The following is a 24256-nucleotide window of genomic DNA, read 5'->3' as shown; positions in this document are numbered from 1 at the left end:
ACGGGCGCCGAGCCTGTACACGGCTCAGGCGACGCGCGCGTCGCGCCGCTCGAAGGCGCTCTCGGCCTCGACCAGCCAGTCGCGGAACAGGAGCGCCAGCGGCGACTGCACCTTGCGGCGCGGGATCAGCACGTGGTGGCAGCCGTCATGGCCATAGGAAAGGCCGGGCGGCGCCACGATGCGGCCCTCCGCGAGATGGCCGCGCGCCAGATCCGGCGACACCAGCGCCGTCCCCATGCCCGCCGCGACCATCGACAGCGCCACGACCGTGCTGTCGACCAGCACGCCGGTGCCGAGCGAGCCTTCCGGCCAGCCCTCGGCACGCGCGAAACTGCTCCAGAGATTGTCGCAGCCGAGGATATGGATCGGACACACGGCCGCGAGCCGACGCACCGCCTCGGCCGGGTCCGGACCGAAAACCGTCCCCGGCGGACACGCCGGGATCGAAACCGCGCGATCGAGCGGCGTCGCGTCGAAATTCTCCCAGCGCCCGTCGCCACTGGCACCGCTGCCCCAGCGAATGTCGAGATCGATGCGATCGTCGTCGAGATCGTCGGCCCAGACCGACGAATAGACGCTGATCTGCACGCCCGGATGCATGGCGCGAAACGCCGGCAGCCGCGGCGACAGACAGAGCGTCGCGTAGCTGACCGGGCAGCGGATGGTCAGGCTGCGCGAGCCCTTGGTGCCGAACAGGCCGGCGGTCGCCGTGGTCAGTTCATCGAGCGATTTTCGCACGGAGGGCAGATAGGCGCGGGCGATCGCCGTGAGCCTGACCCCGCGTGGCAGCCGCTCGAACAGCGAGAAGCCGAGATGGGCCTCGAGCGCCTTCATCTGCTGGCTGACCGCCGCCGGGGTCAGCCCGAGCTCGACCGCCGCCTTGGCGAAGCTCAGATGCCGGGCCGCAGCCTCGAAGCTGCGCAGATTGACGAGCAATGCCAACGAATAGGCCATCGGCCGAACCTTCCCATCACGGTCGCGCGGTGTGTCCGCGCGACCCTCGATCCGTGCGCACGAGGCCAAAGAGGAACAAGGCCTGAGACCGGTTTGATATTGATGGTTTGACGGCTGCCCCGGTGTCAACATCCCTCGCCGAACAAGTTTGCCACGGACGGAACGACGGGGGCCGCGCTTGCAGGAGTTCGACTACATCGTCGTGGGGGCCGGGTCCGCCGGCTGCGTGGTCGCCGACCGGCTGAGCGCCGATCCGCGCCGCTCGGTCCTGCTGATCGAGGCCGGCGGCAGCGATTTCCGCTTCTGGATCAAGACCCCGATCGGCTACGGCAAGTCCTTCTTCGACCCGGCGGTCAACTGGCGCTTCGAGTCCCTCCCCGACCCCGGCCTCGGCGACCGCGTCGTCTACGTCCCGCGCGGCAAGGTGCTCGGCGGCTCGAGTTCGATCAACGCGATGGTCTATGCGCGCGGGCTGCCCGGCGATTTCGACGACTGGCGCGATGCCGGCAATCCCGGCTGGGGCTGGTCCGACGTCGAGCCGGTGTTCCGTTCGTTCGAGCGCCGGGTCGCCGGCGACGGCAGCGCGCGCGGCGACGGCCCGCTCTGGGTCTCCGACCGCGAGGCCGAATATCATCCGCTGAAGCGGCACTATCTCGCCGCCGCCCGCGAGGCAGGCCTGCCGATCGTGTCGGACCTCGGCCTGACCGAGGCCGAGGGCGTCGGCCCCTACCTGATCAACACGCGCAAGGGCCTGCGCTGCTCGGCCGCCGACGCCTTCCTGCGCCCGGCCATGAAGCGGCCGAACCTGACCGTCGCCACCGGCCTGATCGTCGACCGCATCGGCTTCGAAGGCCGCCGCGCCCGCACGGTCGAATGCCTGATCGGCGGCGAGCGGCGGAGCTACCGCGCCCGCGCCGAGATCGTGCTCTCGGCCGGCGCGGTCGGCTCGCCGGCGATCCTGCAGCGCTCGGGCGTCGGCCCGGGCGCGCTCCTCGCCGGTCTCGGCGTGCCCGTCGTCCATGACGCGCCCGGCGTCGGCGGCCATCTGCAAGACCATCTCGGCATCAACTACTACTACCGCGCCACCGAACCGACGCTGAACGCCGTGCTCGGCACCTGGCCCGGCCGCATCGCCGCCGGCATCCGCTTCCTGGCGACCCGCACCGGCGCGCTCAGCCTGTCGGTCAACCAGATGGGCGGCCTGGTTCGCTCCTCGCCGGAGCTCGCGCGCCCCGACATGCAGCTCTATTTCAACCCGCTGTCCTACTCGACCGAGATCGCCGGCCAGCGCAAACTCTCCAAGCCCGACCCGTGGCCGGGCTTCATCCTGAGCTTCAACGCCTGCCGCCCGACCAGCACCGGCCGCATCGACATCGCCGGCGCCGATCCGCTCGCCCAGCCGCGCATCCGCCCGAACTACCTCTCGACCGATCGCGACCTCGCCGACGTGCTCGCCGGCGCCCGGCTGGTCGCGCGCCTGCAGGAAACCCGCGCGATGAAGGCGCTCGCGGCCGCGATCACCCTGTTCGATCCCGCGCGCGCCTCCGACGAGGCGATCGTGGAGGATTTCCGCAAGCGCTCGGGCTCGGTGTTCCACCTCTGCGGCACCTGCCGCATGGCGCCGCAAGCGGCCGACGGCGTGGTCGGCCCGGACCTCAAGGTCCACGGGGTCGAAGGCCTGCGCATCGCCGACACGTCGATCTTTCCGAATGTCACCTCCGCCAACACCAACGCCCCGGCGATCATGGTCGGCCACAAGGCCGCCGCCATGATCGCCGCCGGCTGAAACGCCTCTCCGGAGCCCGGACCCGCGATATGCCCAAGATCGCCAAGCTCGAGACCTTCACCAACGCCTACGTCTGCTTCGTCAAGCTGACGACCGACACCGGCGACGTCGGCTGGGGCCAGACCTCGACCTACCATGCGGACATCACCGCGACGGTGTTCCATCGGCAGGTCGCGCCGTGGGTGCTCGGCCGCAGCGCGCTCGATGTCGATGCGCTGATCGATCTCGTCGAGGAACGCGAGCACAAGTTCCCCGGCAGCTATCGCTGCCGCGCGCTCGCCGGCCTCGACACCGCCATGTGGGACCTGCGCGGCAAGCTCGAGGGCAAGCCGGTGGTCGAGCTGATCGGCGGCAAGCCGGGCTTCCTCCGCGCCTACGCCTCGTCGATGAAGCGCGACATCACGCCCGAAGCCGAGGCCGCCCGCTTCGTCAGGCTGCGCGACGAAAAGGGCTTCGACGCCTTCAAGTGGCGCGTCGGCGCCGAATGCGGCCGCGACATCGACGAGTGGCCCGGCCGCACCGAGGCGGTGATCCCGACCGTCGCCCGCGCGCTCGGCGACGGCATCGCCAAGCTGGTCGATGGCAACAGCGGCTTCTCGCCGGCCCGCGCCATCGAGGTCGGCCACATGCTCGAGGCCGAGGGCATCAGCCACTTCGAGGAACCCTGCCCGTACTGGAAGCTCGAGCAGACCAAGCAGGTCACCGACGCCTTGTCGCTCGACGTCACCGGCGGCGAGCAGGACTGCGAGATCGGCATCTGGGAACGCATGATCGAGATGCGTGCGGTCGACGTGCTGCAGCCCGACATCATGTACATGGGCGGCCTGTCGCGCACGCTCAGGGTCTGCCGCCTGGGCGAAGCCGCGGGCCTGCCGGTGACGCCGCACAGCGCCAATCTCTCGCTGGTGACGATGTGCACCATGCACATGCTCGGCGCGATCCCCAACGCCGGCAAGTACCTCGAATTCTCGATCGAGGGCGACGACTACTACCCGTGGCAGGACGGCCTGTTCCTCGGCGATCCCTTCGCCATCGATGCCGGCCGCGCGAAAATCCCGGATGCACCCGGCTGGGGCGTCGAGATCAACCCCGCCTGGCTCGACAAGGCCGTCCGCCAGGTCAGCGAGGCCGAACAGTGAGCACCACCGCCGAAACCCTCGCCGCGGCCTATTTCAAGGACGGTACGCTGCCGGCCCTGCCCTCCGGCCATTTCATCGACGGTGCCTATCGCCCCTCGGCGAACGGCGGCACGATGGAAGCCTTCGATCCCGGCCTCGGCAAGGCCTTCGCGAGCTTCGCCGCCGGTGATGCCGAGGACGTCGAGCGGGCCGTCGCGTCGGCGGCGCGCGCCGCCGTGCTCTGGCGCCGCTCGACGCCGATCGAACGCCGCCGCGTGCTCGCGGCGGCCGCGCGCCTAGTGCGCGAGCGGGCCGAGACGCTGGCCTTCATGGAGGTGCTCGATTCCGGCAAGACCATCGCCGAGGCGCGCGGCGACATCGCCAATGTCGCCCGCCTGTTCGACTATTACGGCGGTCTCGCCGAGCTCCACGAGGGCGCCTCGATCCCGCTCGGCCCCGACCTGACCAGCTTCACGGTCAACGAGCCGGTCGGCGTCACCGCGCACATCATCCCCTGGAACTATCCCTCGTCGACCTTCGCGCGCGGCATCGCGTCGGCCCTCGCCGCCGGCTGCTCGGCGGTCGCCAAGCCGGCCGAGACGACGCCCTTCACCGCGCTGCTCTTCGCCGGCATCCTGTCGGAGGCCGGCCTGCCCGCCGGCGTGCTCAACGTCGTGACCGGCCTCGGCACCGATGCCGGCGCGCCGCTGGTCGCCCATCCGGCCGTCCGCCACATCACCTTCACCGGCTCGGTCGCCACCGGCGTCCGCGTGGCGCAGTCTGCCGCCCCCAACGTGGCGAGCCTGACGCTCGAACTCGGCGGCAAGTCGCCGGTCGTCTGCCTCGGCGATTGCGACCTCGACGCAGCCGCCGAAGGCGTGCTCTGGGCCATCTTCTGCAATGCCGGCCAGGTCTGTTCCGCCGGCTCGCGCCTGATCGTCGAGCGGTCGATCCATGGCGCCCTGGTCGAGAAGATCGTGACGCTGACCAAGGCGCTGAAGGTCGGTCACGGCCTGCGCGGCGCCGACGTCGGCGCGATCAATTCGCCGGCTCAGCTCGCGCGCATTCGCACCCATGTCGATGCGGCGCGCGCCCGCGGCCGCAGCATCGTGACCGGCGGCGGCATCGGCGCCGATGCGATCGCCGATACCGGCTGGTTCTACCGCCCGACCATCATCGACGACCTGCCCGCCGACGATGCTTGCGTCTGTGAAGAGATCTTCGGTCCGGTCCTGTCGGTGCAGGTGGTCGATGACGACGACGCGGCACTGGCGGCGGCGAACGGGACGGAATACGGTCTCTATGCGGGGATCTACACACGCGACATCGGACGGGCCATGCGGCTCGCCCGGGAGATCGTGGCGGGTCAGGTCACCGTCAACGATTATTGGGCGGGGGGCATCGCGCTTCCGTTCGGCGGCATGGGCAAATCCGGCTACGGCCGGGAAAAGGGCCGGGAGGGCATCGACGCCTATACCGCCACGAAGACGATCACGATCCGCGGCTGAGGCGCGTGCGCGCACCACGCCGAGGACGACGAGGAACTCGAAGGACGGTCTCTCCCGGACGAGCACGATCGGCGATCGTGGCGGGGCGACCAGCCGGATGAGGGGTGCCCGACACCCGGTCATGCAGTTCAAGCGAAGCAAGGGAGTCGTTCGATGTCACGTATTCGTTCTGGCGGTCTGACCCGTCGTCACCTCCTCAAGGGCACGGCCGCGGCCGGTGCCGTCGGCCTCGCCGCCCCCTTCATCGTGAAGGGCTCCCTCGCCTCCTCCGGCGAGCTGAACTTCCTCGGCTGGGCCGGCTACGACGAGTTCCCGCAGGTCTTCGCCGCCTTCGAGAAGAAGACCGGCATCAAGATCAAGTTCACCGGCCTCGGCAGCCAGGACGAGATGCTCGCCCAGGCCAAGACCGGCGCCGCCACCAACGGCAGCTTCGACATCTCCGAGCCGACCGTCGACCGCCTGTCGAACTGGGCCGAGAACGGCTTCCTGCAGGCCTGGGACGAGAAGAAGATCAACATCGACGGCGTCGAGCCGTCCATGTCCACCGGCAAGCTCGCCACCGCGATGACCGCCGACGGCAAGCGCATCGCCAGCCCCTCGGTCTGGGGCACCGAGGCGCTGATGTACAACACGGCCGAAGTGAAGCTCGAATACGGCAAGGCCTCGCTCGGCGATCTGTTCGACGACAAGTACGCCGGCAAACTCGTCCTGCGTGGCCACTCCGGCCTCGCCGCCGCCGGCCGCTGGCTCGAGGCCCAGGGCAAGCTGCCGTTCCCGTGGGACGACAGCTATGTCGACGAAGCCAAGATGGTCAAGAACTGGGACGAGGCGCTCAAGTTCGCCGTCTCTAAGCGCAAGAACATCGCGCAGTTCTGGTCGAACGAGAACGAAGCCCAGGGCGCCTTCCGCACCAACGGCTGCGTAATCGGCTTCAACTGGGATTCCTCGGCCGGCTCGCTCTTGAAAGAGAACTTCCCGATCGGCTATCTGGCGCCGAAGGAAGGCGCGTTCGGCTGGCTGCAGAACTTCGTGCTGCTGAAGGGCGCCAAGAACCTCGAGCAGGCGCACGCCTGGGTCTCCTGGATCAACACGCCGGAAGGCTCGAACCTGTGGGGCCACGCCTTTGGTTCCAACCCCTGCGCCAAGGGCGCCGTCGACCTCATGGAGCCGGCCGCGAAGAAGTTCTTCCAGGCCGCCTATCCGGGCGATGCGCTGTCGAAGCTCTGGTGGTGGCCGGCCCAGCAGTCCTGGTTCGTCGCCAAGCGCACCGAATACGCCAAGAAGTTCGTCTCGGCCTGATCGACCCAGCGCGAAAACACCATGCGGCCGCCCCCGAGGGGGGCGGCCGCATTCATTTGTCTGCTCCTATCCGAAATCCGCGTGGCAGCCGGGTTCCCCTGCCCGGCGCCGGAATCCTTGACACGCAAGTCGGCCCCCCCGAGAGGCCGGCCCAATCCGACTTTGCGCGTCGGCCGTCGGCGGCGGTCCTCACACGGTCATCCGGACCGGTCGCGCCACGGCATTGTCTCGTTCCATCCTCAAGCCGACCGTATCGGCCGACCGTTCGCCCGTCCGGCATCGACCGGACCGCGCTCTTGGGCCGGCATGCCGCCGGCCATGGTCTTCAGAGTCCCGGCCGCATGCGCCGAGGCTCGCGTCGTTCCGCCATGCGGAAGCGCCTTGCTCATCAATCCGCGTGACCGCACCCGCCTCCCCAGACGGCGCGCCCCTCGTTCGGATCCGTGCCAAGCGCCGATCGCGGTTCAGTGGCGGGTCATCATCGCGAGGTGCTCGCGCGCCTGGCGCTGCGCCTCGGCGATATCGGCCGACGACATCTCGCGGGCGACATCCTGGCGATACTGCGCGGCTTCCGACTTGCCCTGCGCCGCGGCGAGGTTGAACCACTTGTGCGCGGCGATCATGTCCGCATCGACACCGCGGCCGGTCGAATAGCTGATACCGAGCTGGAAATAGATCTCCGGCGACAGGTTCTGCTGTCCCATCACCGCCATTTCAGCTTCCTGGATCTCAAAGCGAGCCATGATACGCTCCCCAACGCTTCTCGTTTACTTCTGACGTCCCCATCGAAGAACCGTTCGTCCTCGATCTGATGTGGGTAAGTCTGCCCCCCGAGCGTTGAAGTCGGCGTTAACGTCCAAGATTAACAAGCACACAACGCCAGCGAAACCATTCGTTAAGTTGACGAAGGATTCATCTTGGCCGCGCCGATTCCGCAGTGATTTCAAAGACCCCCGCCGAAAATGCCGGAAATCGCGGCAACCCTTCGTTCACCGCGTTTTCCGGAACCGCGTTCATCACGCATGATCCGTCTGCGATCGGCGGACGGCGGCATTACGGCCGTCGGCCCATCAAAAGGGGCCCCGGGCACGGCCGATCGCCATTCACGCCGCACGGACAGCGAGGATCTGTCCGGCGAATTGATCGGTTGCCAGCGTGCGATCGAAGGCGATGAAGCCCTCGGCCCGCAGAACCGCGAGCAGATCGTCCTGCGACAGGGCCGGCGACCAGCTCCGGTGCCATTCGAGCATGATCGCGGTCACCGACCGGAACAGGCTGGCGGAGCGCAGAGATTCGAAAATCGGGAACTCGGCCCCCTCGCAGTCGATCTTCATGACGATGTCGTCGCCGCGCGCCTTGGCTGCGGCAAACAGCGGGGCGAGCACATCGGCGGCCGCGCGCACATCGATCGTCTCCGTACGGACTCCATCGCCGCGCCCGCGGATCGAGGTCGAAATCGTCGCCTGGTCGCTGACCGCCACCGCGATCTGATCGTCCTTGTCGGAGAGACCGAACGGATGAACGGTGATCTTGTCCGCGAACCGACCGTTCAGCGCAAAATTCTCGGCCGCACGCCGCCTCGGCAGCGCAAATGGCTCGAAGGAATGAACCTCGGAGACCTGCGGGTTCGACGCCATGAACAGGGACAGCAGCCCGACATTCATGCCGATATCGAAGACGGTGCTTCGTCGCCGCAGGCAGGCATTGTACTCCCGGACGATGAAGACCTCATAGGCGATCTGAAAGTCCTCAGGGTTCGCCACCTTGAAGCGAACATCGCCGAACTGCGCGATTGTACCCGTCTCGACGACAGCGAGACGTGCGCCGTTCTCATACATCTTCCGGAAATGCTCGGCATTGTCGACGAAGAACGCATCGGGCACCGGTGCGCCCGGCGGCAGCATCGGCGTGAAGTCGGGAACATCGGGGGCGCGAGCGCTCACGTCGCGCTGCTCGTCGACGACCAGTCCGGCCCTCCCGATGTTGAAGACGCGGAACTCGACTTCCGTTTCCCGATCGAGGTCAAACGCGAGATGGATCTCCCGCAGCTCTTTCGAAAGCCTGGAGTGGAACAGCTCGGTCCGCGCCAAGATCACGTTTCCGCAATCGATGCAGACGTCCAGATAGCCGCAGCGCACATCCGCCGTGCCCGCCGGCTCTTCGGTGAGGCCGACCCTGAAGGTGACCACGTAGCGTCCCGGCGCCATCCGCACATAGGGGCCGGTGACCACGGGTCCATCGACGCCCCGGTTCGACCGGATCAGGGTTCGCCCCATGTCGCTCGACCCAGCCTTGTTCTTCCCCGCACTGAATAATTTCAAACCGAACATCGACGATCCCCAAAATCGCATGCAATCGCGAGGCAAATTGTTGCTGCAGCATCAAATCACACCGCTGAGGAAACAGTCGACCACAAAACCGCTTTTGCGCGAAACGCGCGATCCTCATACAAAAACGGCGCCCGATCGCTCGGACGCCGTCCCACTCACCTGTCTCTGGCGATCCGCCGCGCCTCAGCGCTGGCCGAACAGCACCTTCTTGGCTTCCTCGTCCTGCGCGATGTCGCGCCGCATGTCGCGGCCGACCGCAAGACCGCGTGTCACCGCCGGCCGCGCCAGCATGCGGTCGTACCATGCCTTGAGGTTCGGGAACTCGGCGAGATCGATGCCCTGGCGCTCGTGGCCGGTCGCCCAGCCGATGATCGCCATGTCGGCGATCGAATAGTCGCCGGCGACGAAGTCCCGGCCGGCGAGCCGCTTGTCGAGCACGCCGTAGAGCCGGTGCGTCTCGTCGCGATAGCGCTTGATCGCGTAAGGGATCTTCTCCGGCGCATAGAGCGCGAAATGGTGGTTCTGCCCGAGCATCGGGCCGAAGCCACCCATCTGCCACATCAGCCATTCCTCGACCGCGACGCGGGCACGCTCGTCGGTCGGGTAGAAGCGTCCGTGCTTGCGGCCGAGATAGAGCAGAATCGCACCGGACTCGAACACCGAGATCGGCTGGCCGCCGGGTCCGGCCGGATCGATGATCGCCGGCATCTTGTTGTTCGGCGAAAACGCCAGGAACTTCGGCTCGAACTGCGCACCGCGCCCGATGTCGACATAGCGCACGCTATAAGGAAGCCCGAGTTCCTCCAGCATGATGGTGATCTTCCAGCCGTTCGGCGTCGGCCAGTAGTAGAGTTCGATCGGGCTCACGGTCTCTTCGGCCATCGGGGATCCCTCCGGATAGGGCGTCGGCTGACGGCCGGACGCCTGAAATGGTGCAGGTCCGGCCCATGGTGCGGAGCGCGGCCCTGTCGGCTGACGCGAGAGCACGTCAGCAATCGGTCAGACGAGGCGGAACGCCTCGACGTTACAGTCTTGCAGTCGCACGAAGACATGCCGTCGACATCTTCGCTGCGCGAGATAAAGTGATCACGGGAGGAGCGGGACGGCGACTCGTCGTCTCCCGCCGGACGCCCACGACGATCGATGCCCAGGCATTCCCTCTGAACCGGCACGGGAGGCGTGCTCGGCCATGGAGCGGCACCGATCGGGAAGTCACTGCTTTGGAAGCCGTTCAGTTGGAAGTCGTTCTGGAAGTGCATGGGGTCGTGGTCCGGGAGAGCCGGCCGGCGCAACGCCGATCCGGTCGGGCCGCACGCGCAACAATACCCAACCGGGGAAACAGATCCATGTCGATCCGCTTCTATGCCGCCGCCCTCACCGCCGCGATGCTCGTCGCCTCGCCCGCCCTCGCCCAGACCAAGCCGGCGCCCGCCGCCGCCAAGCCCGCCGCCGCCGCGCCCGCCGCGGCCGAGGAAGAGGCCGGCAGCGGCGCCCAGAAGAAGGCCTGCGACGCCAAGTGGAAGACCGAGAAGGAGAAGACCGGCGCGAAGGGCTGGAAGGCCTACTTCACCTTCATGGCGAAGTGCATGTGATCGCCTCTTCGCCCGGCCCGACGACGGGCTGGCGAAGACGGGACGAGCGCCGGAGCACGAACGAGACCGGCCGCGCGCGCCGAGCGCCGGCCGGTCTTTTCGTTCGCGCCCATGCGCCGGAGCCGTCGCACCCGCCGCCATCAGGCCTCCAGCGTGAGCTTGAACCCTTCGTGGCTGCGGGCGAAGCCGAGCCGCTCGTAGAAGCGGTGCGCATCCTTGCGCGTCTTGTTCGAGGTCAACTCGACCACGCCGGCGCCCTCTGCCTTGGCGACGGCGATCAGATGCCGCATCAGCGCCGCGCCGACCCCACGCCCGCGCAGCTCCGGAGCGACATGCACGGCCTCGATCAGTGCCCGTGTGCGCCCGCGATGCAGCAGCGTCGTGATCAGCGACAGTTGCGCCGTGCCGACCACGGCGCCGTCACCGACGACCACGAACAGCTTTTCCCCGCTCCGCGCGCGGATCCGCTCGAATGCCGCCGCATAGACCGGCGCCGCGGCCGGATCGGTCGTGTCGCCGTGGCCGCCGAGCGTGTCGGCCGCGAACAGCGCCACGATACCGGCGACGTCGGCTGCCTCGGCTGCGCGGATCGTCATGCCGGGTAGCGGCGACGGCTCGGCAGCCCGCGCCGCTGTCGCAGGGCGGTCCGCGGCGCTCAGGGCCGGGACTCCGCCGGCACGATCTCGGCCATGGTGCCGAAACGCGGCAGCGCCTCGAAGCGCTCCTTCCAGGCCTTCAGCGCCGGCCGCTCCGACAGGTCGAAACCCGCCTCCTCGGCGAAGCAGACGACGCCGTAGACATCGATGTCGGCGATCGTCGGGCTGCGGCCGACCAGCCACTCGTGCGCGGCGAAATGCGCCTCGAGCACGCCGAGCCCGGCCTCGCCGACGCCCTTGAAATAGTCGATCAGCGAGTCGTCGCCGGCGAGGAAGCCACGCTTGATCGCGCGCGACCGGTAGATGCCGGGCGCCAGGCGATCGAAGTCCCAGAACAGCCACTCGCGGATGCGCAACTCCTCCTCGACCGAGCGGCCGGCGAAAACGCCCAGCCGGTCGGCGAGGTATTCGAGGATCGTCGCCGACTGCGCGACGAAGCGTCCTTCGTGCGACAGGCACGGCACCTGCCCGAACCGGTTCTTGGCCAGATAGTCGGGCTGCTTGTGGGCGCCCTCGCGCAGATTGATCGCCTCGAAGGCGAAGGGTGCATCGGCGAGCGTCAGCATCAGCGCGACCTTGTAGGTCGGTCCGGAGCCGAGCATGCCGTAGAGTGTGAAAGGTTTGTCAGCCATGGCGCTCCCCGTTCCGCCGGACCCTGGCGGCCGGTTCGGTCGGCAAGAGACCCGATCGGCCCGGTCGCGGTCAAGCGGCTCGCAATGTCAGAGCCGACCTGCGTCAAACGAGGACGTCGCCGGCCGCTATTGACGATAGTCCGAATGGCAGGATCGGCAGTCGGCTCCAACCGTTGCGAAGGCTTGCTTGAATGTCTCCAGATCGCCCGTCGCAGTGGCCGCGGCGCGGGCATCGGCCTCGAACTTGTCCACAGCCGCCTTGAACCCGGTCGCGTCCGACCAGATCTCGATCATTGCCTTGGTATAGCCGCCCTCCTCCGAGCCGGCCGGGAACAGGCCGGCGATACGGCTCGACGCCGCCACGTAGGTATCGAGGATGCGCTTGGCCTCCGCAGCGTCGTAGGGCCGCGCGCCCTTGACCATTTCGGCACCGGCCTTGGTGGCGGTGCCGAGCGTCTTCATCAGCGCCTGGCGCTCCTCGATGGCGGGATGGCCCGCCCGTGCTCCGTCCCAGGCCAAGACCACACCGAGCATCGTCAAGGTCATGACCGCCAAAGACCCGTTTCTCATGACCACCCCTTCCAACTCCATTTTGCCCGGCACCGATGACGTCCAAAAGCAAAACGTCGCCGCGGAGATACTCCGCGGCGACGCCCGAATGCGCAGTTGCGCCAAGGATCAATCGTCGTCGCCGCCGAACTTGCGCACCACGCGGACGTAGCCGACGAGGCCGTCGTCCGAGCTCCGGGCGACGTTGGTCGGCCGGCGATTGAAGTAGTTGTTGGCGGTGGCGTATTCGACGCGGCGATACTCGCCGCCGACGCGGACCAGGAAGTTGTCCGCCGGCGTCCAGTCGAAGCTCGCGCCGAGGTCGAGCTGGGTGTAGTCGGCCGACTTCGGTCCGTAGATCGCATTGGCGCCGGTGAAGGTGTTGCGCCACACCCAGCCGCGCGAGTCATGCCAGGACGCCAGCAGGTTCACGCCATACTGCTTCGAGAAGCCATGGTGGAAGCCGCCGGTGAGCGACCAGTCGGTGCGCTGGAACAGGCCCGTGTTCGAGCGGTCGGCGAAGTCCGACTGCCAGTAGGGATCGGCGCCGGTGTAATCGACCGCGCCCTTGGCCCAGGCCGCCTGCAGCCACAGCTTGTCGCCCTTGCCGAGCTGCGGCAGGCGGAACATCAGGCCGACGCCGAAGGCGTAGCCGTCCTTCTGCCAGGGGCCGGTGCCGGCCGCCGTGCTCTGCTGCGAGCCGTAGTCCTGGTGGTAGGCCGCCATGGCCTGGAACATGCCCCACTGCTGGTCGATACGGACGTTCGCGACGATATCCGGCACCTTGTGGCCCGCCGCATATTCGTCGGAGCCGTTGGTGGCGCGGCGGAACGTACCGTCTTCGATCGAGATCGTCGCGGTGATCTCGCGCGAGAAGGCGAAGGTGTAGGCGAGCAGGTTGGTCTGCCGGTTCGACACCGACGGGGCGAAATACACCGGATCATCGAAGCCGGTGAAGAAGTCGAAGAACGACTGCGACCGACCGGCGGTCAGCCCGCCGAACTGGACGAAGGCCTTCTCGATCTCGATCTCGACCGCGCGCGTCGCGCTTCCGACCGACCAGTGCAGTTCGGCGTAGCTGCGCACGAGGCCGTATTCGGAAGCCGTGCGCGCATCGAACGACAGGCTCGCCTGCGTGTTGGTCAGCGCATTGTGGAACGACCGCCCGGAGCCGATCACCGGGCCTTCATGGGCCGACTCGACCTCGGTCCACAGGCTCGAGTCGTTGAAGTTCTGATAGCCCTTGCTGGTCGAGCCGGCCATCGCGTCGAAGCGGACGTAGCCGCCGATCGCGAGGCACGTCTCGGTGCCCGGGATGTAGAAGAACGCATCGCCGTATTCGCCGCAGACCTTGACGTAGTCGATCGCGCCGGGCGCAGGACCCGCGACGGCCGGCACCGCCGTACCGGCGAGAAACACGGCCGCAAGGCCGCAGAGGGTATGCTTCGACATGGTTTCCCCCCAGAGTCACGGCGTCGTCTTGAAGCGGCGCCCGTGTGTATCGGAGGATCACAATAAAGCCGACATCATCGCGGCCAATGTACAATTCGCCGCAGGTGAAGCAGATAGCGGCCGCTATCCACACCTGTCACCACGACGCAACACAATCGGCTCAGCAGTAAAATTTCTCTCAACGTTCTCTTATAAAGATTGGGCTGAATCGACGTCTTTGCCTCGATTTTCATGAGAATAGAATAAAACCACATTCACGGGCACCATAGGCTTGGCCAGGACCCGACCACCCCGTTCCCATTCTCGCGCCGCGCGTGCGCGGCGGACCGCAGAATCGTGCAAAGCCGACGCGCGCCGGAACGGCGCGGCACCGGACGACCAGATCGCGGGACCGGGGAACGGGAATGACCGGATCCGCCGCGCAGCGCGGCTCAGTGCAGCCCGGTCGGCGGCATCGGCGGGGCCTCGGCGACGAGCAGGATGTCGATGCGCCGGTTGGCCGCCATGTTCGGCTCGTTGGGGAACAGCGGATCGGTATCCGCCTTGCCGACCACCGATTCGAACCGGTCGATCGGCACGCCGTAACCGGCGAGAATGTCCTGCACGACGACCGCACGGCCCGACGACAGATCCCAGGGCGAGGCGCCCTTCCCCGTCCAGCGCCGGCCGCCCGAGGTATGGCCGGTGATGCGAATGCGATGCGGCATCTTCGCGAGCACGGGTGCGATCTTGGCGAGCACCTGCCGGGTATATTCGTAAGGGAGCTTGGAGCCTTCCGGGAACATCGACCGGCCGTCCTGATCGACGATGCGGATGTTCAGCCCGTCGTCGGTCTCTTCCATGATGATGTGCTTGGAAAGCTCGGTGATCTCGGGCATGTCGGAGAGCGCCTGCCTCAGCGAGGCGGCGGCGGTCAGGAACTGCTTGGGCTTTTCCTCTTCCGCCCGCTCGAAATCGTGGGTGTTCTTTTCCGGGCCCTGCTTGGCGTGCTTCTCGTTGCGCTCCTGCGAGAAGTCGGAATCCGCCTTCTTCTCGACCACCGACGTGTCGCGCAGGAACTTTCGGACCGGCAGGCCGTCGCGCTCGATCATGCCGGCGCGGCGCGGCTCGGGCTGGACGCCGAACGCGGTCTTCAGCGAGCCCGCGGCATCGGCGAGCTTCTGCTGGTCCTGGTTGGCGGTCGCCACCAGCATGACGAAGAAGGCCATGAGCAGCGCCATGAGGTCGGCGAAGGTGATGACCCACGCGCCGCCGTGGCCGCCGCCGCCGTGTCCTCCCTTCTTCTTCGCCATGGTCTGTCCGTTCCGCCTGATTGAGCGCGGGATCCCTGCCCGCCGTCACGCCCGCCAGCGCAGGCTCCGTCGAGGCCGCTCAGGCGGCCTCTTCCATCAGCGCCGCGCGGCTCTTGTGCGGCAGATAGGCGAGCAGCATGTCGCGAATGACGCCCGGGCTCTTGCCCTCGCGGATCAGCAGCACGCCGTCGATCACCAGCGTCTGGTTGATCGATTCCTCGGCCGCCTTGATCGACAGCTTGTCGGCGATCGGCAGCGCGACGACGTTGGCGATGACGGCGCCGTAGAGCGTCGTCAGCAGTGCCACGGCCATGCCCGGACCGATCTTCTTCGGGTCGTCCATGTGGGAGAACATCGACACGAGACCGATGATGGTGCCGACCATGCCCATGCCCGGCGCCGCGTCGCCCATGAACTTGAACAGCTTGTGCGCGTCCTCGAGCCGCTCGATGTGCAGGTCGCGCTCGCGCTCGAGCGTCTCGCGGATGACGCCGAGGTCGAAGCCGTCGGCGATCATGCGCATGCCCTTGTTGAGGAATTCGTCCTCGATCTGGACCTGCTCGAGGCCGAGCGGTCCCTGCTTGCGCACCACGTCGGCGAGCTCGGAGATCTTCTCGATCATCTCCCGCGCCGAGACATGGTGATTGAAGGTCACGGACTTGAGGCCGGTGCCGAAGGCCGACAGGAAGCCGCCGAGCGTGAAACGCGCCAGCGTCGTGGTCAGCGCGCCGCCGATGACGACGTTGGTGGCGAGCAGGTCCATGAATTGGCTCAGCTTGGAGCCTTCCATCATGACCGCGAGAACCAGCACGCCGAAGCCGCCGCCAATTCCCAGGAACGTCGCGAAATCCATCGGTCCACCCGAACGCAGCACAAGTCGAGGTCTGGTCCGGACGATTGCATGGGAGACGGAAAGGAAGCGTTACCGCTGACGCCGCGGGCGGTCACAACAAAACGCCGGCTTTCGCCGGCGCTCGCCCTTGCGGAACCTCGGTGCAGCGACGCGGGCGGCGAAACACGCCCGCGGCGCACGCCGTCTTCACTCGATGCCGAGCTTCTTCTTCAGGATGTCGTTGACCGCCTGCGGGTTGGCCTTGCCGCCGGTCGACTTCATCACCTGGCCGACGAACCAGCCGGCGAGCGTCGGCTTGGCCTTGGCCTGCTCGACCTTGTCGGGGTTCGCCGCGATCACCGCATCGATCGCGGCCTCGATCGCGCCCGTGTCGGTCACCTGCTTCAGGCCGCGCGTCTCGACGATCGCGCGCGGATCGCCGCCCTCGGTGAACACGATCTCGAACAGATCCTTGGCGATCTTGCCCGAGATGGTGCCGTCGCCGATCAGGTCGATGATCGCGCCGAGCTGGTCGGCCGAGACCGGGCTATCCTCGATGCCCTTGCCGTCCTTGTTCAGGCGACCGAACAGCTCGTTGATGACCCAGTTCGCCGCGATCTTGGCGTCGCGGCCCTTGGCGACCTGTTCGAAGAAGTCGGCCGAGGCGCGCTCCAGCGTCAAGACCATCGCGTCATAGGGCGTGACGCCGTAATCCCTCACGAAACGGGCCTTCTTCTCGTCCGGCAGTTCGGGCAGCTCGGCGGCGAGCGCGTCGACGTAGGCCTGCTCGAACTCGAGCGGCAGGAGGTCCGGATCGGGGAAGTAGCGGTAGTCGTGCGCCTCTTCCTTCGAGCGCATCGAGCGCGTCTCGCCCTTGCCCGGATCGAACAGCCGCGTCTCCTGCACGATCGTGCCGCCGTCCTCGAGGATGCCGATCTGCCGGCGCGCCTCGTATTCGATCGCCTGGCCGATGAAGCGGATCGAGTTGACGTTCTTGATCTCGCAGCGCGTGCCGAACGGCTGGCCCGGCTTGCGGACCGAGACGTTCACGTCGGCGCGCAGGTTGCCCTTCTCCATGTCGCCGTCGCAGGTGCCGAGATAGCGCAGGATCGTCCGGAGCTTGGAGACATAGGCCTTGGCCTCCTCGGCCGAGCGCATGTCCGGCTTCGACACGATCTCCATCAGCGCGACGCCCGAACGGTTGAGGTCGACGTAGGAGAAGGTCGGCGACTGGTCGTGGATCGACTTGCCCGCATCCTGTTCCAGATGCAGCCGCTCGACGCCGACGACGACGGTCTCGCCCTCGGGCATGTCGAGCACGATCTCACCCTCGCCGACGATCGGGCTCTTGTACTGCGAGATCTGATAGCCCTGCGGCAGGTCCGGATAAAAATAGTTCTTCCGGTCGAACACGCTGCGCAGATTGATGTGCGCCTTCAGCCCGAGCCCGGTGCGCACGGCCTGCGCCACGCACTCCTTGTTGATGACCGGCAGCATGCCCGGCATCGCCGCATCGACGAGGCTCACATGGCTGTTCGGCTCGCCGCCGAACTCGGTCGACGACCCCGAAAACAGCTTTGCGTTCGAATTGACCTGCGCATGGACCTCGAGGCCGATGACGATTTCCCAATCGCCGGTGGCGCCCTTGAGAAGCTGCGAGGGTTTGGCGGAACGGACGGGAGCGTTCATGGACGGCAGGCCTGTTGCGTACGGAAGCTGGAGGTCGAGGGGTAGCGGGAGTTGGGGGCGGGATCAAGGGATTCGCCGATTTTGGAGCGCCCGAAAATCGGACGGCATGACCGCCGGTTCGCAATGCGACCATTCTTTAGCGAACCCCGACGCGAGCAACCCAATCCTTTTGCAACCAGCTAGACACGGTTCCGTAGTTATTGTTAAGCTCGCGCCAAAATCGAGGGCAATCAGAAATGAATCCCGAGTCTGGCGCACTCTTAACAGTACGAATTCATGCACGACCGTTAAGCCTACTCGAACTTACGACATCTCTACGGGCAATCGATTCTCAATACAGGCAGTTAAACCAAATCAGCGAGCCCGCGGTCGATATTGACAACGCCCTGATAGTCAAAGACGTTAGAAGCGGATCTGTAATATTCGACCTAGCGCCTTATATGGGACTTCTCGCATCAGATATTCAACAAGTAAAACAAATTGTAGAATATGTAGAATTTTTTAAATCAAGGATCGAACCGTGGCTAACACCAGGGGGACGAAACCCGGAACTCAGCAACAAAGACATAAACTCATTTCACGACGCATTGAAGGCAATAGTAAAAGACACAAGCGGAGGCAATTTAGATTTAAAAGCACGACTCATTCACAAGACGGGCAAGGAAGAGATTCGCAGTGAGTTCTCTGTTACGTCAGACCAAGCAAGAATAATCGACGTAAATATCACAAAGGAAAAAATCGAACGGCGAATTTCCGATCAGGAGATTCATAAGCAGGTATTCATGACGCTTCACCAAGCGAGCCTCGACGAAGCGCGGGCGGGAAAATCGGCAGGAGAAAAGGGCATAATTGCGACGATTTCAGACCGCCCTCTACGCCTTGTTTACGCATCTGATCTTGCAGGTCAGCTGATAAAATCAGAACTCAGAGGAACTACAAATCCGTTGAAAAAAGCATTTCTGATAGACGTAAACGTAGAATACATCAACGGCACCCCGCATGCCTATCGCGTACTTAATGTCCACTCTATCGAAGAAATTGAATAGTAAGATTCTTACTTAACATCCCAAATACAGAACTGTGCGCTCTTGGGCTGACGGCAATCACGCGTCCGGCGTCCGCGCAGTTGTCCCCAGTTCCTCCATACCGAGTTCCATAAGCTCCGGCGCGGTCCGCGACACACCCGCGACCACCATCAGCGTCACGACGCCGCCCATCCCGTTTGTCACGCCCGGGCTCGACCCGGGCGTCCAGAACGGCGGGCGCTTCGGCCGGTAATGCGCGAGGGGACGCGCGTCCCTCGCCCTGGATTGCCGCGTCGCGCGCGGCAATGACAAAGGCGACGCGGCCGTCGCCACGCTTCGTCCTCGGTTCGATCGACGACCCGCCCGTGGCACGAAACGCAAAACCCGCCCAATCGCGATACAACTCATGATTTCCTGACAAAACAGTCATAATAGAAAAGAAAAACAGGCCTTGCCGCCGCTAGAGCGACAATGCATTTTGCGAAGAGATGACGAGACGTCATCGCGTTCTATCCATCACAATATTTTCGGGGTTCCTTTATGACTGTTCGCAATTCCGTTCGCGCCGCGGCACTGACGTCGCTGCTCGTGATGTTCGGCCCCCTCTCCGGTCCAGCGCAGGCTCAGACCAAGACCGAACTCGGCGCCGGCGCGCTGAGCGGTTACGCGACGATCCTGGCGTTCGGCGCCGTCTGCAAATTCGATGTCGAGAAGCCGATCGGCGCCGTACTCGATAAGAACATCGGCGCCATCATCACCACGCTGAAGGTACCCGATGGCACCTTCGAGATGATGGTCAAGAACAGTATCACCCAGTTGAGCGGCCACGACGCCGAGACCTGCGTCTGGGGCACGGACAAGTTCAACGCCATGATCGCCGAGATGGCCAAGGAGCCGATTACCGCCGCGACCGCGGCCGGCATCGCCCAGGCGCCGATCCCGCCCTCCAAGCGCCCGCTGTCGTCGTTCCCGCCCGATGGCGCCCCGGCGACCGCCGCCGCCGCGCCGGCGAAGGGCGGCGCCGGAGCGTTGATCGACGGCACCGATGTCGACGCGATCCTGGCCGTCGCCAAGAATTACGGCGAGGCGACCGCCAGCAAGGACAGTCACGGCGATCCGACCCTGAAGCTGAAGTCGAAGGGGAACGGCTGGGCGATCTACTTCTACGGCTGCGACAAGGGCGCCTCCTGCAGCTCGATCCAGTTCTACTACGGGCTCTCGACCACGACGAAGCCGACGCCGGCGCAGATCAACGAGTGGAATCAGACCAAGCGCTGGGCGCGCGCCTATATCGACAAGGACGGCGATCCGAACATCGTGCAGGACGTCAACCTGAGCGCCGGCGTCGCCCGCGCCAATCTCGATGCCAGCATCGCACGCTGGACCGACACGATCGTCGACTTCAAGGCGTTCCTCGCCAAGAAGTAAGGCCCGCAAACGCGTGCGCCCCGCCGGCATCACGGCGGGGCGTCGCTCGAAAGACCCCCGGCTCACTCACGCGCTCGCTCGGTCACACATGGGCGCCCTGCCCCGCCGCCTGCCGCCGCCCCAATTCCTCGATATCCAGCCCCATCAGCTCTGGCGCCAGCCGCGACACGCCCGCGACGACCATCAGCGTCACGACGCCGCCCATCCAGACCGCGCGTGCCGGGCCGAGCCACGCGGCCGCGAGGCCGCTCTCTACCGCGCCCAGTTCGTTCGACGAGCCGATGAACACCATGCGCACCGCCGCGACCCGGCCGCGCAGGTGGTCGGGGGTCGCGAGGCGCACGATCGACTGCCGGATCACCACGCTGAAGCCGTCGCAGACGCCGGAGACGAACAGCGCGACGAGCGAGATCACGATGTCGGTCGACAGGCCGAACACGATCATCGCGACGCCGAAGCCGGCGATGATGACATGCAGCGCGAGCCCCGCCCGCTCGCGCGGCAGCACGCGCCAGGCGAGCACGGCGGCGACCAGCGATCCGGCGGCGGCCGCGGCGCGCAAAAGGCCGAAGCCGACTGGGCCGACATGCAGGATGTCGGTCGCGAACACCGGCAGCAGCGCCGTCGCGCCGCCGAAGAAGACCGCGAAGAGATCAAGCGCCATCGAGCCGACCAGCACCTTCTCGCGGAACACGAAGACGATGCCCTCGCGGATCGCGCGCGCGGCCGAGATCTTCTGCTCCGGCTTCGCCGGCGTCGGTTTCGCCGCGATGCCGATGAGGATGGTCGCGAACACGACCGCGAACAGCACGGCGAGCACGCCATAGGTCGCCGACGGCCCGGCCGCCGCATAGGCGAAGCCGACGAACACCGGCCCGGCGATGTCGCCGATGCGGCCGGCGACCGCGACGATCGGAATTCCGGCGAACACCTGATCAGCCGGCAGCACCTGCGCCTCCAGCCCCTGCATGGCCGGCGACAGGAACGCCTTAGCCGAGGCGGCGACCAGCGCCGCGCCGAGCAGGAAGACGAGCGTCAGGCCGAATTCCGAGGCGATCGCGAGCCCCGCCGCGATCGCCGCCAGCGCGGCCCCGCAGCCGATCACGATCAGGCGCCGGTTCAGGACATCGGCGAGATGGCCGCCATAGAGCACCAGCGTGATGCCCGGCACCGCCTCGAACAGGCCGAGCGTAGCAAGGTCGAGCGGCTCCTTGCGCAGCGCATAGACCTGATAGCCGAGCAGCACGACGAGACCCGCGGCCGCGAAGCGCTGGACGGTCGCGGCGGCGAGATAGAACCGGAACTCGCGCTCCGCCCAGATGCTGCTCATGGCCTGCTGCTCATCGGCTGCTGCTCATCGGCTGCTGCTCATAGCCTGCTGCTCATTGGCCTGCCGCTCATGTCAGGTGCCGCAAGGGATCGGCGCTGCCCCGCGCGATCGTCCGGCGCCGACATGACCGGTGCGCAGCCGCGACGGCAAGGGCGCGCGCGGCATGGAGGCCATGCGGCGACGCCCGCGCTCGCGGCCGTCATTCGCGCCCCTCACTCGCGCCCGAGCGCGCGGTCGGTGTGGCCGAGGTTCCTGTCCGGCTGGACGATATCGCGCACCTTGGCCCGCAACACCTTGATCTCGGGGAAGCCGCCGTCGCGGACGCGGTCCCAGATCAGGTCGCCGTCGAGTTCGATCGTGAACACGCCGCCGGTGCCGGGCACCAGCGTCACCGCGCCGAGCTCTTCGGAAAAGGTCGAGAGCAGCTCCTGCATCATCCAGGCGGAGCGCAGCAGCCAGTTGCACTGGCGGCAGTAGGTGATGGTGATCCGCGGCTTCGACATGGTCGCGTCCTCGCTCACGGCGGCGGCAGGTCGTCCGGACCGGTGCCGCCGTAGCGCTTGAGGATCGCGGCGTCCGGCGCCCCGGCGATGCACATGGCAGCCGAGAACATCGCCTTCTCGGTCACCGCATGATGCTGCGCGCCGCGCCCGCCGGTGAACATGGTGGTGACGCGCCCGCCCGCGGCCTCGACCGCCTTGGTGAAGGCCGATTGCGAGGCCGGCGGCACGGCAGTGTCCTTCGGATCGGTGATCACGAACAGCCGCGTCCCACCGCCCTGCCCGGTGCTTCCGGCGGCATCCCCTTCGTCCGCGCCGCGATCGCGGCCGCATCCGGCACGGCGTCGTAATGCGCGCGGCGGCCGTCCTTGCGGATGGTGATGCCGTAGGTCTTGGCAAAGACCGGGAACGACAAGGGCGCCGAGCCGATCATCGCGCAGCCGACATCCGATCGCGCCGCCAGCGCCGCCGCGACCAGGATGCCGCCGCCGGACTGGCCGACGAGGTGATAGCCCGTGACGCCCTCGCGCGCCTTGATCGCATCGAGTGCAGCCCGCGTGACGGCGACCTCGAGCGCGGTGCGCCGGTCGCCGTGCCAGCCGGACGAGCCGTGCATGCCGAGCCGGCCGAAGAAGATCACTGGCACATTGAGCCGCTGCGACCACACCCGCACGGCCGCATCGACGAATTCCGGCGCCTGCGTCAGGTAGCCCGGATCCGGCGCGATCTTGCCGCGTTCGTCGAAACCGAAGGCGTCGCCGGGAAAGAACACCGCCGCCGACCGGCCACGCGGATTGCCGCCGACATAATAGCGGACGCAGAAGCCCTCGCCGAAGGCCTCGACCCAGACGGTCCGCTCGATCTTGAGACAGGCGTCATGGCCGATCTTGACGCCGTTCATCAGCGCCTCGCCCGAGAAGGTCTGCACGGCGCCGGCCGGTGCGGCCGAGCCGGCTGCGGCCACGATGGCGAGCGCCATGGCCGCACCGAGGCGACGCAGGCACGCCCCGAACGGCCGCGCACGCGACGGCCGGCCGTCGCGGCCACGAGAAAGATCACTCGATACTGTCACCGGACCTCCACCGCCCCCTGCGCCTGGCTCGCCGCGCCGGCCGGCGGCTGCACCGGCGGCGTGCCGGCGGTCGCAAGGCTGGACGCGCCGACGACCGCGGCAGGCACCTCGGCCGCCGGCACTTCCGGGCTCGCGACCAGCGTCGGTGTAGCGGCCGGCTTTGCCGGCTCGACCGGCGGCTGCGTCGCCATGACCACCTGCTTGATGCCTTCGAACGGCGTGCCCTTGGCGCAGGCGATGGCCGCGCGGATGCCGTGGCGGGCGAGATCGTGACCGGCGTCGTCGAACGAGCGCGCCTCGATCGTCGCGACCGGGATCGCGCGCTTGCGCAGCGCCTCGACATAGGCGAGCTGGGTATCGATCGGCACGGTGCGGTCGTCCGGATTGGAGACGACGATCATGCGCAGACCGGGCCGCGCCCGGATCTCGGCGACATGGTCGATCGGGTCGTAGAGCGTCGCGCGGTACTTCTGCGCGATCGGCCGCCCCGCCTCCTCGGCGCGCTTGGCGACCGCGAGCACCGCCGACGCCATCACCGCGCAGCCGACATCGTGCCGGCGCGCGACCATCGCCGCGACCAGATGGCCGCCGCCGGACTGGCCGACCAGATTGAACGCGCGGTAGCCGTGGCGGGCCTTGATCGCATCGAGCGCGGCGTCGACCAGCTGCGCCTCCCGGTTCGAGCGCCGGTCGAGTTCGCGGCCCGACGACCCGTAGGTGCCCGGCCGGGCCAGCAGGATGTACGTGCCCTGATAGACGCGCGACCAGCTGTCGACGTTGCGCTGCAGCGTCTCGTAGGTCTCGTCGATATAGTATTGCGGCACCGCCGGATCGCGCCCCGCCTGCGGCGACGGCAGAATGTCGCCGCGCATGTAGACGACCGGAACCTTCGACGGCCCGCCCGCGTTGGAAAGGTAGTAGCGGATGCACTCGCCGCGACCGCCGACGCTGACCCATACGCCGAGCGGGCCGCTCGCGCACTGTGCTTGCGTCGCGGTCTTGCCGTGGATCAGATCCTCCGAGGAGAACACCTGAGACTGCTCCGCCCGCGCACCTTGGTCGGTCACGACGGTAGAGGCCCCGAGCAGCACCGTGGCGATCACGAAGGCGCCGACGATCCGGGAACGATCCGGACGTAGGCCGAACGCGAGTCGGGCGGCGAGGAATCGAGCGGAGTGCTTGGCGATCATGGGCTTTTCCCGATCGCCCGCG

General features: G+C 66.9%; 24 protein-coding genes. 7 read left to right on the top strand and 17 right to left on the bottom strand.

The window, feature by feature from the left end:
- Nucleotides 1-24: 24 nt before the first annotated feature.
- Nucleotides 25-954 (bottom strand): LysR substrate-binding domain-containing protein, encoded by a 930-nt coding sequence (locus ABS361_05275; protein ID XBY45687.1) that lies wholly within the window; start codon nucleotides 952-954, stop codon nucleotides 25-27.
- Between the two features lie 178 nt (nucleotides 955-1132).
- On the opposite strand from ABS361_05275, the gene ABS361_05270 reads away from it, so the two are divergent.
- From ABS361_05270 to ABS361_05255, 4 genes are all read left to right on the top strand, one after another.
- The gene (locus ABS361_05270) at nucleotides 1133-2740 is read left to right on the top strand and encodes a GMC family oxidoreductase N-terminal domain-containing protein (protein ID XBY45686.1); all 1608 of its coding nucleotides are present in this window, start codon (nucleotides 1133-1135) and stop codon (nucleotides 2738-2740) included.
- Nucleotides 2741-2769: 29 nt separating this feature from the next.
- A complete protein-coding gene (locus tag ABS361_05265) occupies nucleotides 2770-3879 on the top strand; it encodes a mandelate racemase/muconate lactonizing enzyme family protein (protein XBY45685.1) in 1110 nt (369 codons plus the stop codon).
- The gene (locus ABS361_05260) at nucleotides 3876-5366 is read left to right on the top strand and encodes an aldehyde dehydrogenase family protein (protein ID XBY45684.1); all 1491 of its coding nucleotides are present in this window, start codon (nucleotides 3876-3878) and stop codon (nucleotides 5364-5366) included. The genes ABS361_05265 and ABS361_05260 overlap by 4 nt, the downstream gene beginning before the upstream one ends.
- A gap of 153 nt (nucleotides 5367-5519) precedes the next feature.
- Complete coding sequence (locus ABS361_05255) at nucleotides 5520-6665, top strand: extracellular solute-binding protein (GenBank protein ID XBY45683.1); 1146 nt, start codon at nucleotides 5520-5522, stop codon at nucleotides 6663-6665.
- 464 nt (nucleotides 6666-7129) lie between these two features.
- Here the strand turns inward: ABS361_05255 and ABS361_05250 are convergent, their stop codons facing one another.
- The 3 genes from ABS361_05250 to ABS361_05240 all read right to left on the bottom strand — a co-directional run bounded on the left by ABS361_05250 (nucleotide 7130) and on the right by ABS361_05240 (nucleotide 9877).
- The gene (locus tag ABS361_05250; protein XBY45682.1) at nucleotides 7130-7408 is read right to left on the bottom strand and encodes an SEL1-like repeat protein; all 279 of its coding nucleotides are present in this window, start codon (nucleotides 7406-7408) and stop codon (nucleotides 7130-7132) included.
- A 360-nt stretch (nucleotides 7409-7768) separates the two neighbouring features.
- The gene (locus ABS361_05245; protein ID XBY45681.1) at nucleotides 7769-8995 is read right to left on the bottom strand and encodes an FkbM family methyltransferase; all 1227 of its coding nucleotides are present in this window, start codon (nucleotides 8993-8995) and stop codon (nucleotides 7769-7771) included.
- Between the two features lie 183 nt (nucleotides 8996-9178).
- The gene (locus ABS361_05240) at nucleotides 9179-9877 is read right to left on the bottom strand and encodes a glutathione binding-like protein (GenBank protein XBY45680.1); all 699 of its coding nucleotides are present in this window, start codon (nucleotides 9875-9877) and stop codon (nucleotides 9179-9181) included.
- Between the two features lie 464 nt (nucleotides 9878-10341).
- Here ABS361_05240 and ABS361_05235 point away from each other — a divergent pair, with 464 nt between their 5' ends.
- Nucleotides 10342-10587 (top strand): hypothetical protein, encoded by a 246-nt coding sequence (locus tag ABS361_05235; GenBank protein XBY45679.1) that lies wholly within the window; start codon nucleotides 10342-10344, stop codon nucleotides 10585-10587.
- 140 nt (nucleotides 10588-10727) lie between these two features.
- On the opposite strand, the gene ABS361_05230 is transcribed toward ABS361_05235, so the two are convergent.
- From ABS361_05230 to gatB, 7 genes are all read right to left on the bottom strand, one after another.
- Nucleotides 10728-11183, bottom strand: coding sequence for a GNAT family N-acetyltransferase (locus tag ABS361_05230; GenBank protein ID XBY45678.1), 456 nt, complete (start codon nucleotides 11181-11183; stop codon nucleotides 10728-10730).
- A 59-nt stretch (nucleotides 11184-11242) separates the two neighbouring features.
- Entirely contained in the window at nucleotides 11243-11875 is a 633-nt protein-coding gene (locus tag ABS361_05225) for a glutathione S-transferase family protein (protein ID XBY45677.1), read from the bottom strand.
- 126 nt (nucleotides 11876-12001) lie between these two features.
- Entirely contained in the window at nucleotides 12002-12550 is a 549-nt protein-coding gene (locus ABS361_05220) for a cytochrome c (protein ID XBY45676.1), read from the bottom strand.
- A gap of 3 nt (nucleotides 12551-12553) precedes the next feature.
- Nucleotides 12554-13876, bottom strand: a complete 1323-nt coding sequence (locus tag ABS361_05215) for a porin (protein XBY45675.1) — start codon at nucleotides 13874-13876, stop codon at nucleotides 12554-12556.
- Nucleotides 13877-14307: 431 nt separating this feature from the next.
- Entirely contained in the window at nucleotides 14308-15168 is an 861-nt protein-coding gene (locus ABS361_05210; protein ID XBY45674.1) for a flagellar motor protein MotB, read from the bottom strand.
- Between the two features lie 79 nt (nucleotides 15169-15247).
- Nucleotides 15248-16021, bottom strand: a complete 774-nt coding sequence (locus ABS361_05205; protein XBY45673.1) for a MotA/TolQ/ExbB proton channel family protein — start codon at nucleotides 16019-16021, stop codon at nucleotides 15248-15250.
- Nucleotides 16022-16207: 186 nt separating this feature from the next.
- The gene (gene gatB, locus ABS361_05200) at nucleotides 16208-17689 is read right to left on the bottom strand and encodes an Asp-tRNA(Asn)/Glu-tRNA(Gln) amidotransferase subunit GatB (protein ID XBY45672.1); all 1482 of its coding nucleotides are present in this window, start codon (nucleotides 17687-17689) and stop codon (nucleotides 16208-16210) included.
- A 440-nt stretch (nucleotides 17690-18129) separates the two neighbouring features.
- Here gatB and ABS361_05195 point away from each other — a divergent pair, with 440 nt between their 5' ends.
- On the top strand, nucleotides 18130-18735 hold the full coding sequence (locus tag ABS361_05195) for a hypothetical protein (protein XBY45671.1): 606 nt from the start codon (nucleotides 18130-18132) through the stop codon (nucleotides 18733-18735).
- A gap of 57 nt (nucleotides 18736-18792) precedes the next feature.
- Here the strand turns inward: ABS361_05195 and ABS361_05190 are convergent, their stop codons facing one another.
- Nucleotides 18793-18918, bottom strand: coding sequence for a hypothetical protein (locus ABS361_05190; protein ID XBY45670.1), 126 nt, complete (start codon nucleotides 18916-18918; stop codon nucleotides 18793-18795).
- Nucleotides 18919-19254: 336 nt separating this feature from the next.
- Here ABS361_05190 and ABS361_05185 point away from each other — a divergent pair, with 336 nt between their 5' ends.
- On the top strand, nucleotides 19255-20142 hold the full coding sequence (locus ABS361_05185) for a YbjN domain-containing protein (GenBank protein ID XBY45669.1): 888 nt from the start codon (nucleotides 19255-19257) through the stop codon (nucleotides 20140-20142).
- Between the two features lie 82 nt (nucleotides 20143-20224).
- Here the strand turns inward: ABS361_05185 and ABS361_05180 are convergent, their stop codons facing one another.
- From ABS361_05180 to ABS361_05160, 5 genes are all read right to left on the bottom strand, one after another.
- The gene (locus ABS361_05180) at nucleotides 20225-21472 is read right to left on the bottom strand and encodes an MFS transporter (protein ID XBY45668.1); all 1248 of its coding nucleotides are present in this window, start codon (nucleotides 21470-21472) and stop codon (nucleotides 20225-20227) included.
- A 212-nt stretch (nucleotides 21473-21684) separates the two neighbouring features.
- The gene (locus ABS361_05175) at nucleotides 21685-21975 is read right to left on the bottom strand and encodes a SelT/SelW/SelH family protein (protein XBY45667.1); all 291 of its coding nucleotides are present in this window, start codon (nucleotides 21973-21975) and stop codon (nucleotides 21685-21687) included.
- 14 nt (nucleotides 21976-21989) lie between these two features.
- Nucleotides 21990-22229: a hypothetical protein gene (locus ABS361_05170; GenBank protein ID XBY45666.1), complete on the bottom strand. Its 240-nt coding sequence runs from the start codon at nucleotides 22227-22229 to the stop codon at nucleotides 21990-21992.
- A complete protein-coding gene (locus ABS361_05165; protein XBY45665.1) occupies nucleotides 22226-23044 on the bottom strand; it encodes a hypothetical protein in 819 nt (272 codons plus the stop codon). The genes ABS361_05170 and ABS361_05165 overlap by 4 nt, the downstream gene beginning before the upstream one ends.
- Nucleotides 23041-24234, bottom strand: coding sequence for a hypothetical protein (locus ABS361_05160; GenBank protein XBY45664.1), 1194 nt, complete (start codon nucleotides 24232-24234; stop codon nucleotides 23041-23043). Before ABS361_05160 ends, ABS361_05165 begins: the two co-directional genes overlap by 4 nt.
- Nucleotides 24235-24256: the final 22 nt, after the last annotated feature.

The organism is Ancalomicrobiaceae bacterium S20 (assembly GCA_040269895.1).
GTDB classification, from domain to species: domain Bacteria; phylum Pseudomonadota; class Alphaproteobacteria; order Rhizobiales; family Ancalomicrobiaceae; genus Methyloraptor; species Methyloraptor flagellatus.
Note: the sequence above shows the minus strand (reverse complement) of the source record. Positions and strands in the feature narration are given on the sequence as shown.

Excerpts from the sequence above, each read along its gene's own strand:
- ABS361_05215 (XBY45675.1), bottom strand. The coding sequence starts at position 13,876 with ATGTCGAAGCATACCCTCTGCGGCCTTGCGGCCGTGTTTCTCGCCGGT.
- ABS361_05235 (XBY45679.1), top strand. The coding sequence starts at position 10,342 with ATGTCGATCCGCTTCTATGCCGCCGCCCTCACCGCCGCGATGCTCGTC.
- ABS361_05210 (XBY45674.1), bottom strand. The coding sequence starts at position 15,168 with ATGGCGAAGAAGAAGGGAGGACACGGCGGCGGCGGCCACGGCGGCGCG.
- ABS361_05245 (XBY45681.1), bottom strand. The coding sequence starts at position 8,995 with ATGTTCGGTTTGAAATTATTCAGTGCGGGGAAGAACAAGGCTGGGTCG.
- gatB (XBY45672.1), bottom strand. The coding sequence starts at position 17,689 with ATGAACGCTCCCGTCCGTTCCGCCAAACCCTCGCAGCTTCTCAAGGGC.
- ABS361_05205 (XBY45673.1), bottom strand. The coding sequence starts at position 16,021 with ATGGATTTCGCGACGTTCCTGGGAATTGGCGGCGGCTTCGGCGTGCTG.
- ABS361_05160 (XBY45664.1), bottom strand. The coding sequence starts at position 24,234 with ATGATCGCCAAGCACTCCGCTCGATTCCTCGCCGCCCGACTCGCGTTC.
- ABS361_05240 (XBY45680.1), bottom strand. The coding sequence starts at position 9,877 with ATGGCCGAAGAGACCGTGAGCCCGATCGAACTCTACTACTGGCCGACG.
- ABS361_05250 (XBY45682.1), bottom strand. The coding sequence starts at position 7,408 with ATGGCTCGCTTTGAGATCCAGGAAGCTGAAATGGCGGTGATGGGACAG.
- ABS361_05175 (XBY45667.1), bottom strand. The coding sequence starts at position 21,975 with ATGTCGAAGCCGCGGATCACCATCACCTACTGCCGCCAGTGCAACTGG.
- ABS361_05230 (XBY45678.1), bottom strand. The coding sequence starts at position 11,183 with ATGACGATCCGCGCAGCCGAGGCAGCCGACGTCGCCGGTATCGTGGCG.
- ABS361_05275 (XBY45687.1), bottom strand. The coding sequence starts at position 954 with ATGGCCTATTCGTTGGCATTGCTCGTCAATCTGCGCAGCTTCGAGGCT.
- ABS361_05185 (XBY45669.1), top strand. The coding sequence starts at position 19,255 with ATGACTGTTCGCAATTCCGTTCGCGCCGCGGCACTGACGTCGCTGCTC.
- ABS361_05195 (XBY45671.1), top strand. The coding sequence starts at position 18,130 with ATGGGACTTCTCGCATCAGATATTCAACAAGTAAAACAAATTGTAGAA.
- ABS361_05225 (XBY45677.1), bottom strand. The coding sequence starts at position 11,875 with ATGGCTGACAAACCTTTCACACTCTACGGCATGCTCGGCTCCGGACCG.
- ABS361_05180 (XBY45668.1), bottom strand. The coding sequence starts at position 21,472 with ATGAGCAGCATCTGGGCGGAGCGCGAGTTCCGGTTCTATCTCGCCGCC.
- ABS361_05265 (XBY45685.1), top strand. The coding sequence starts at position 2,770 with ATGCCCAAGATCGCCAAGCTCGAGACCTTCACCAACGCCTACGTCTGC.
- ABS361_05255 (XBY45683.1), top strand. The coding sequence starts at position 5,520 with ATGTCACGTATTCGTTCTGGCGGTCTGACCCGTCGTCACCTCCTCAAG.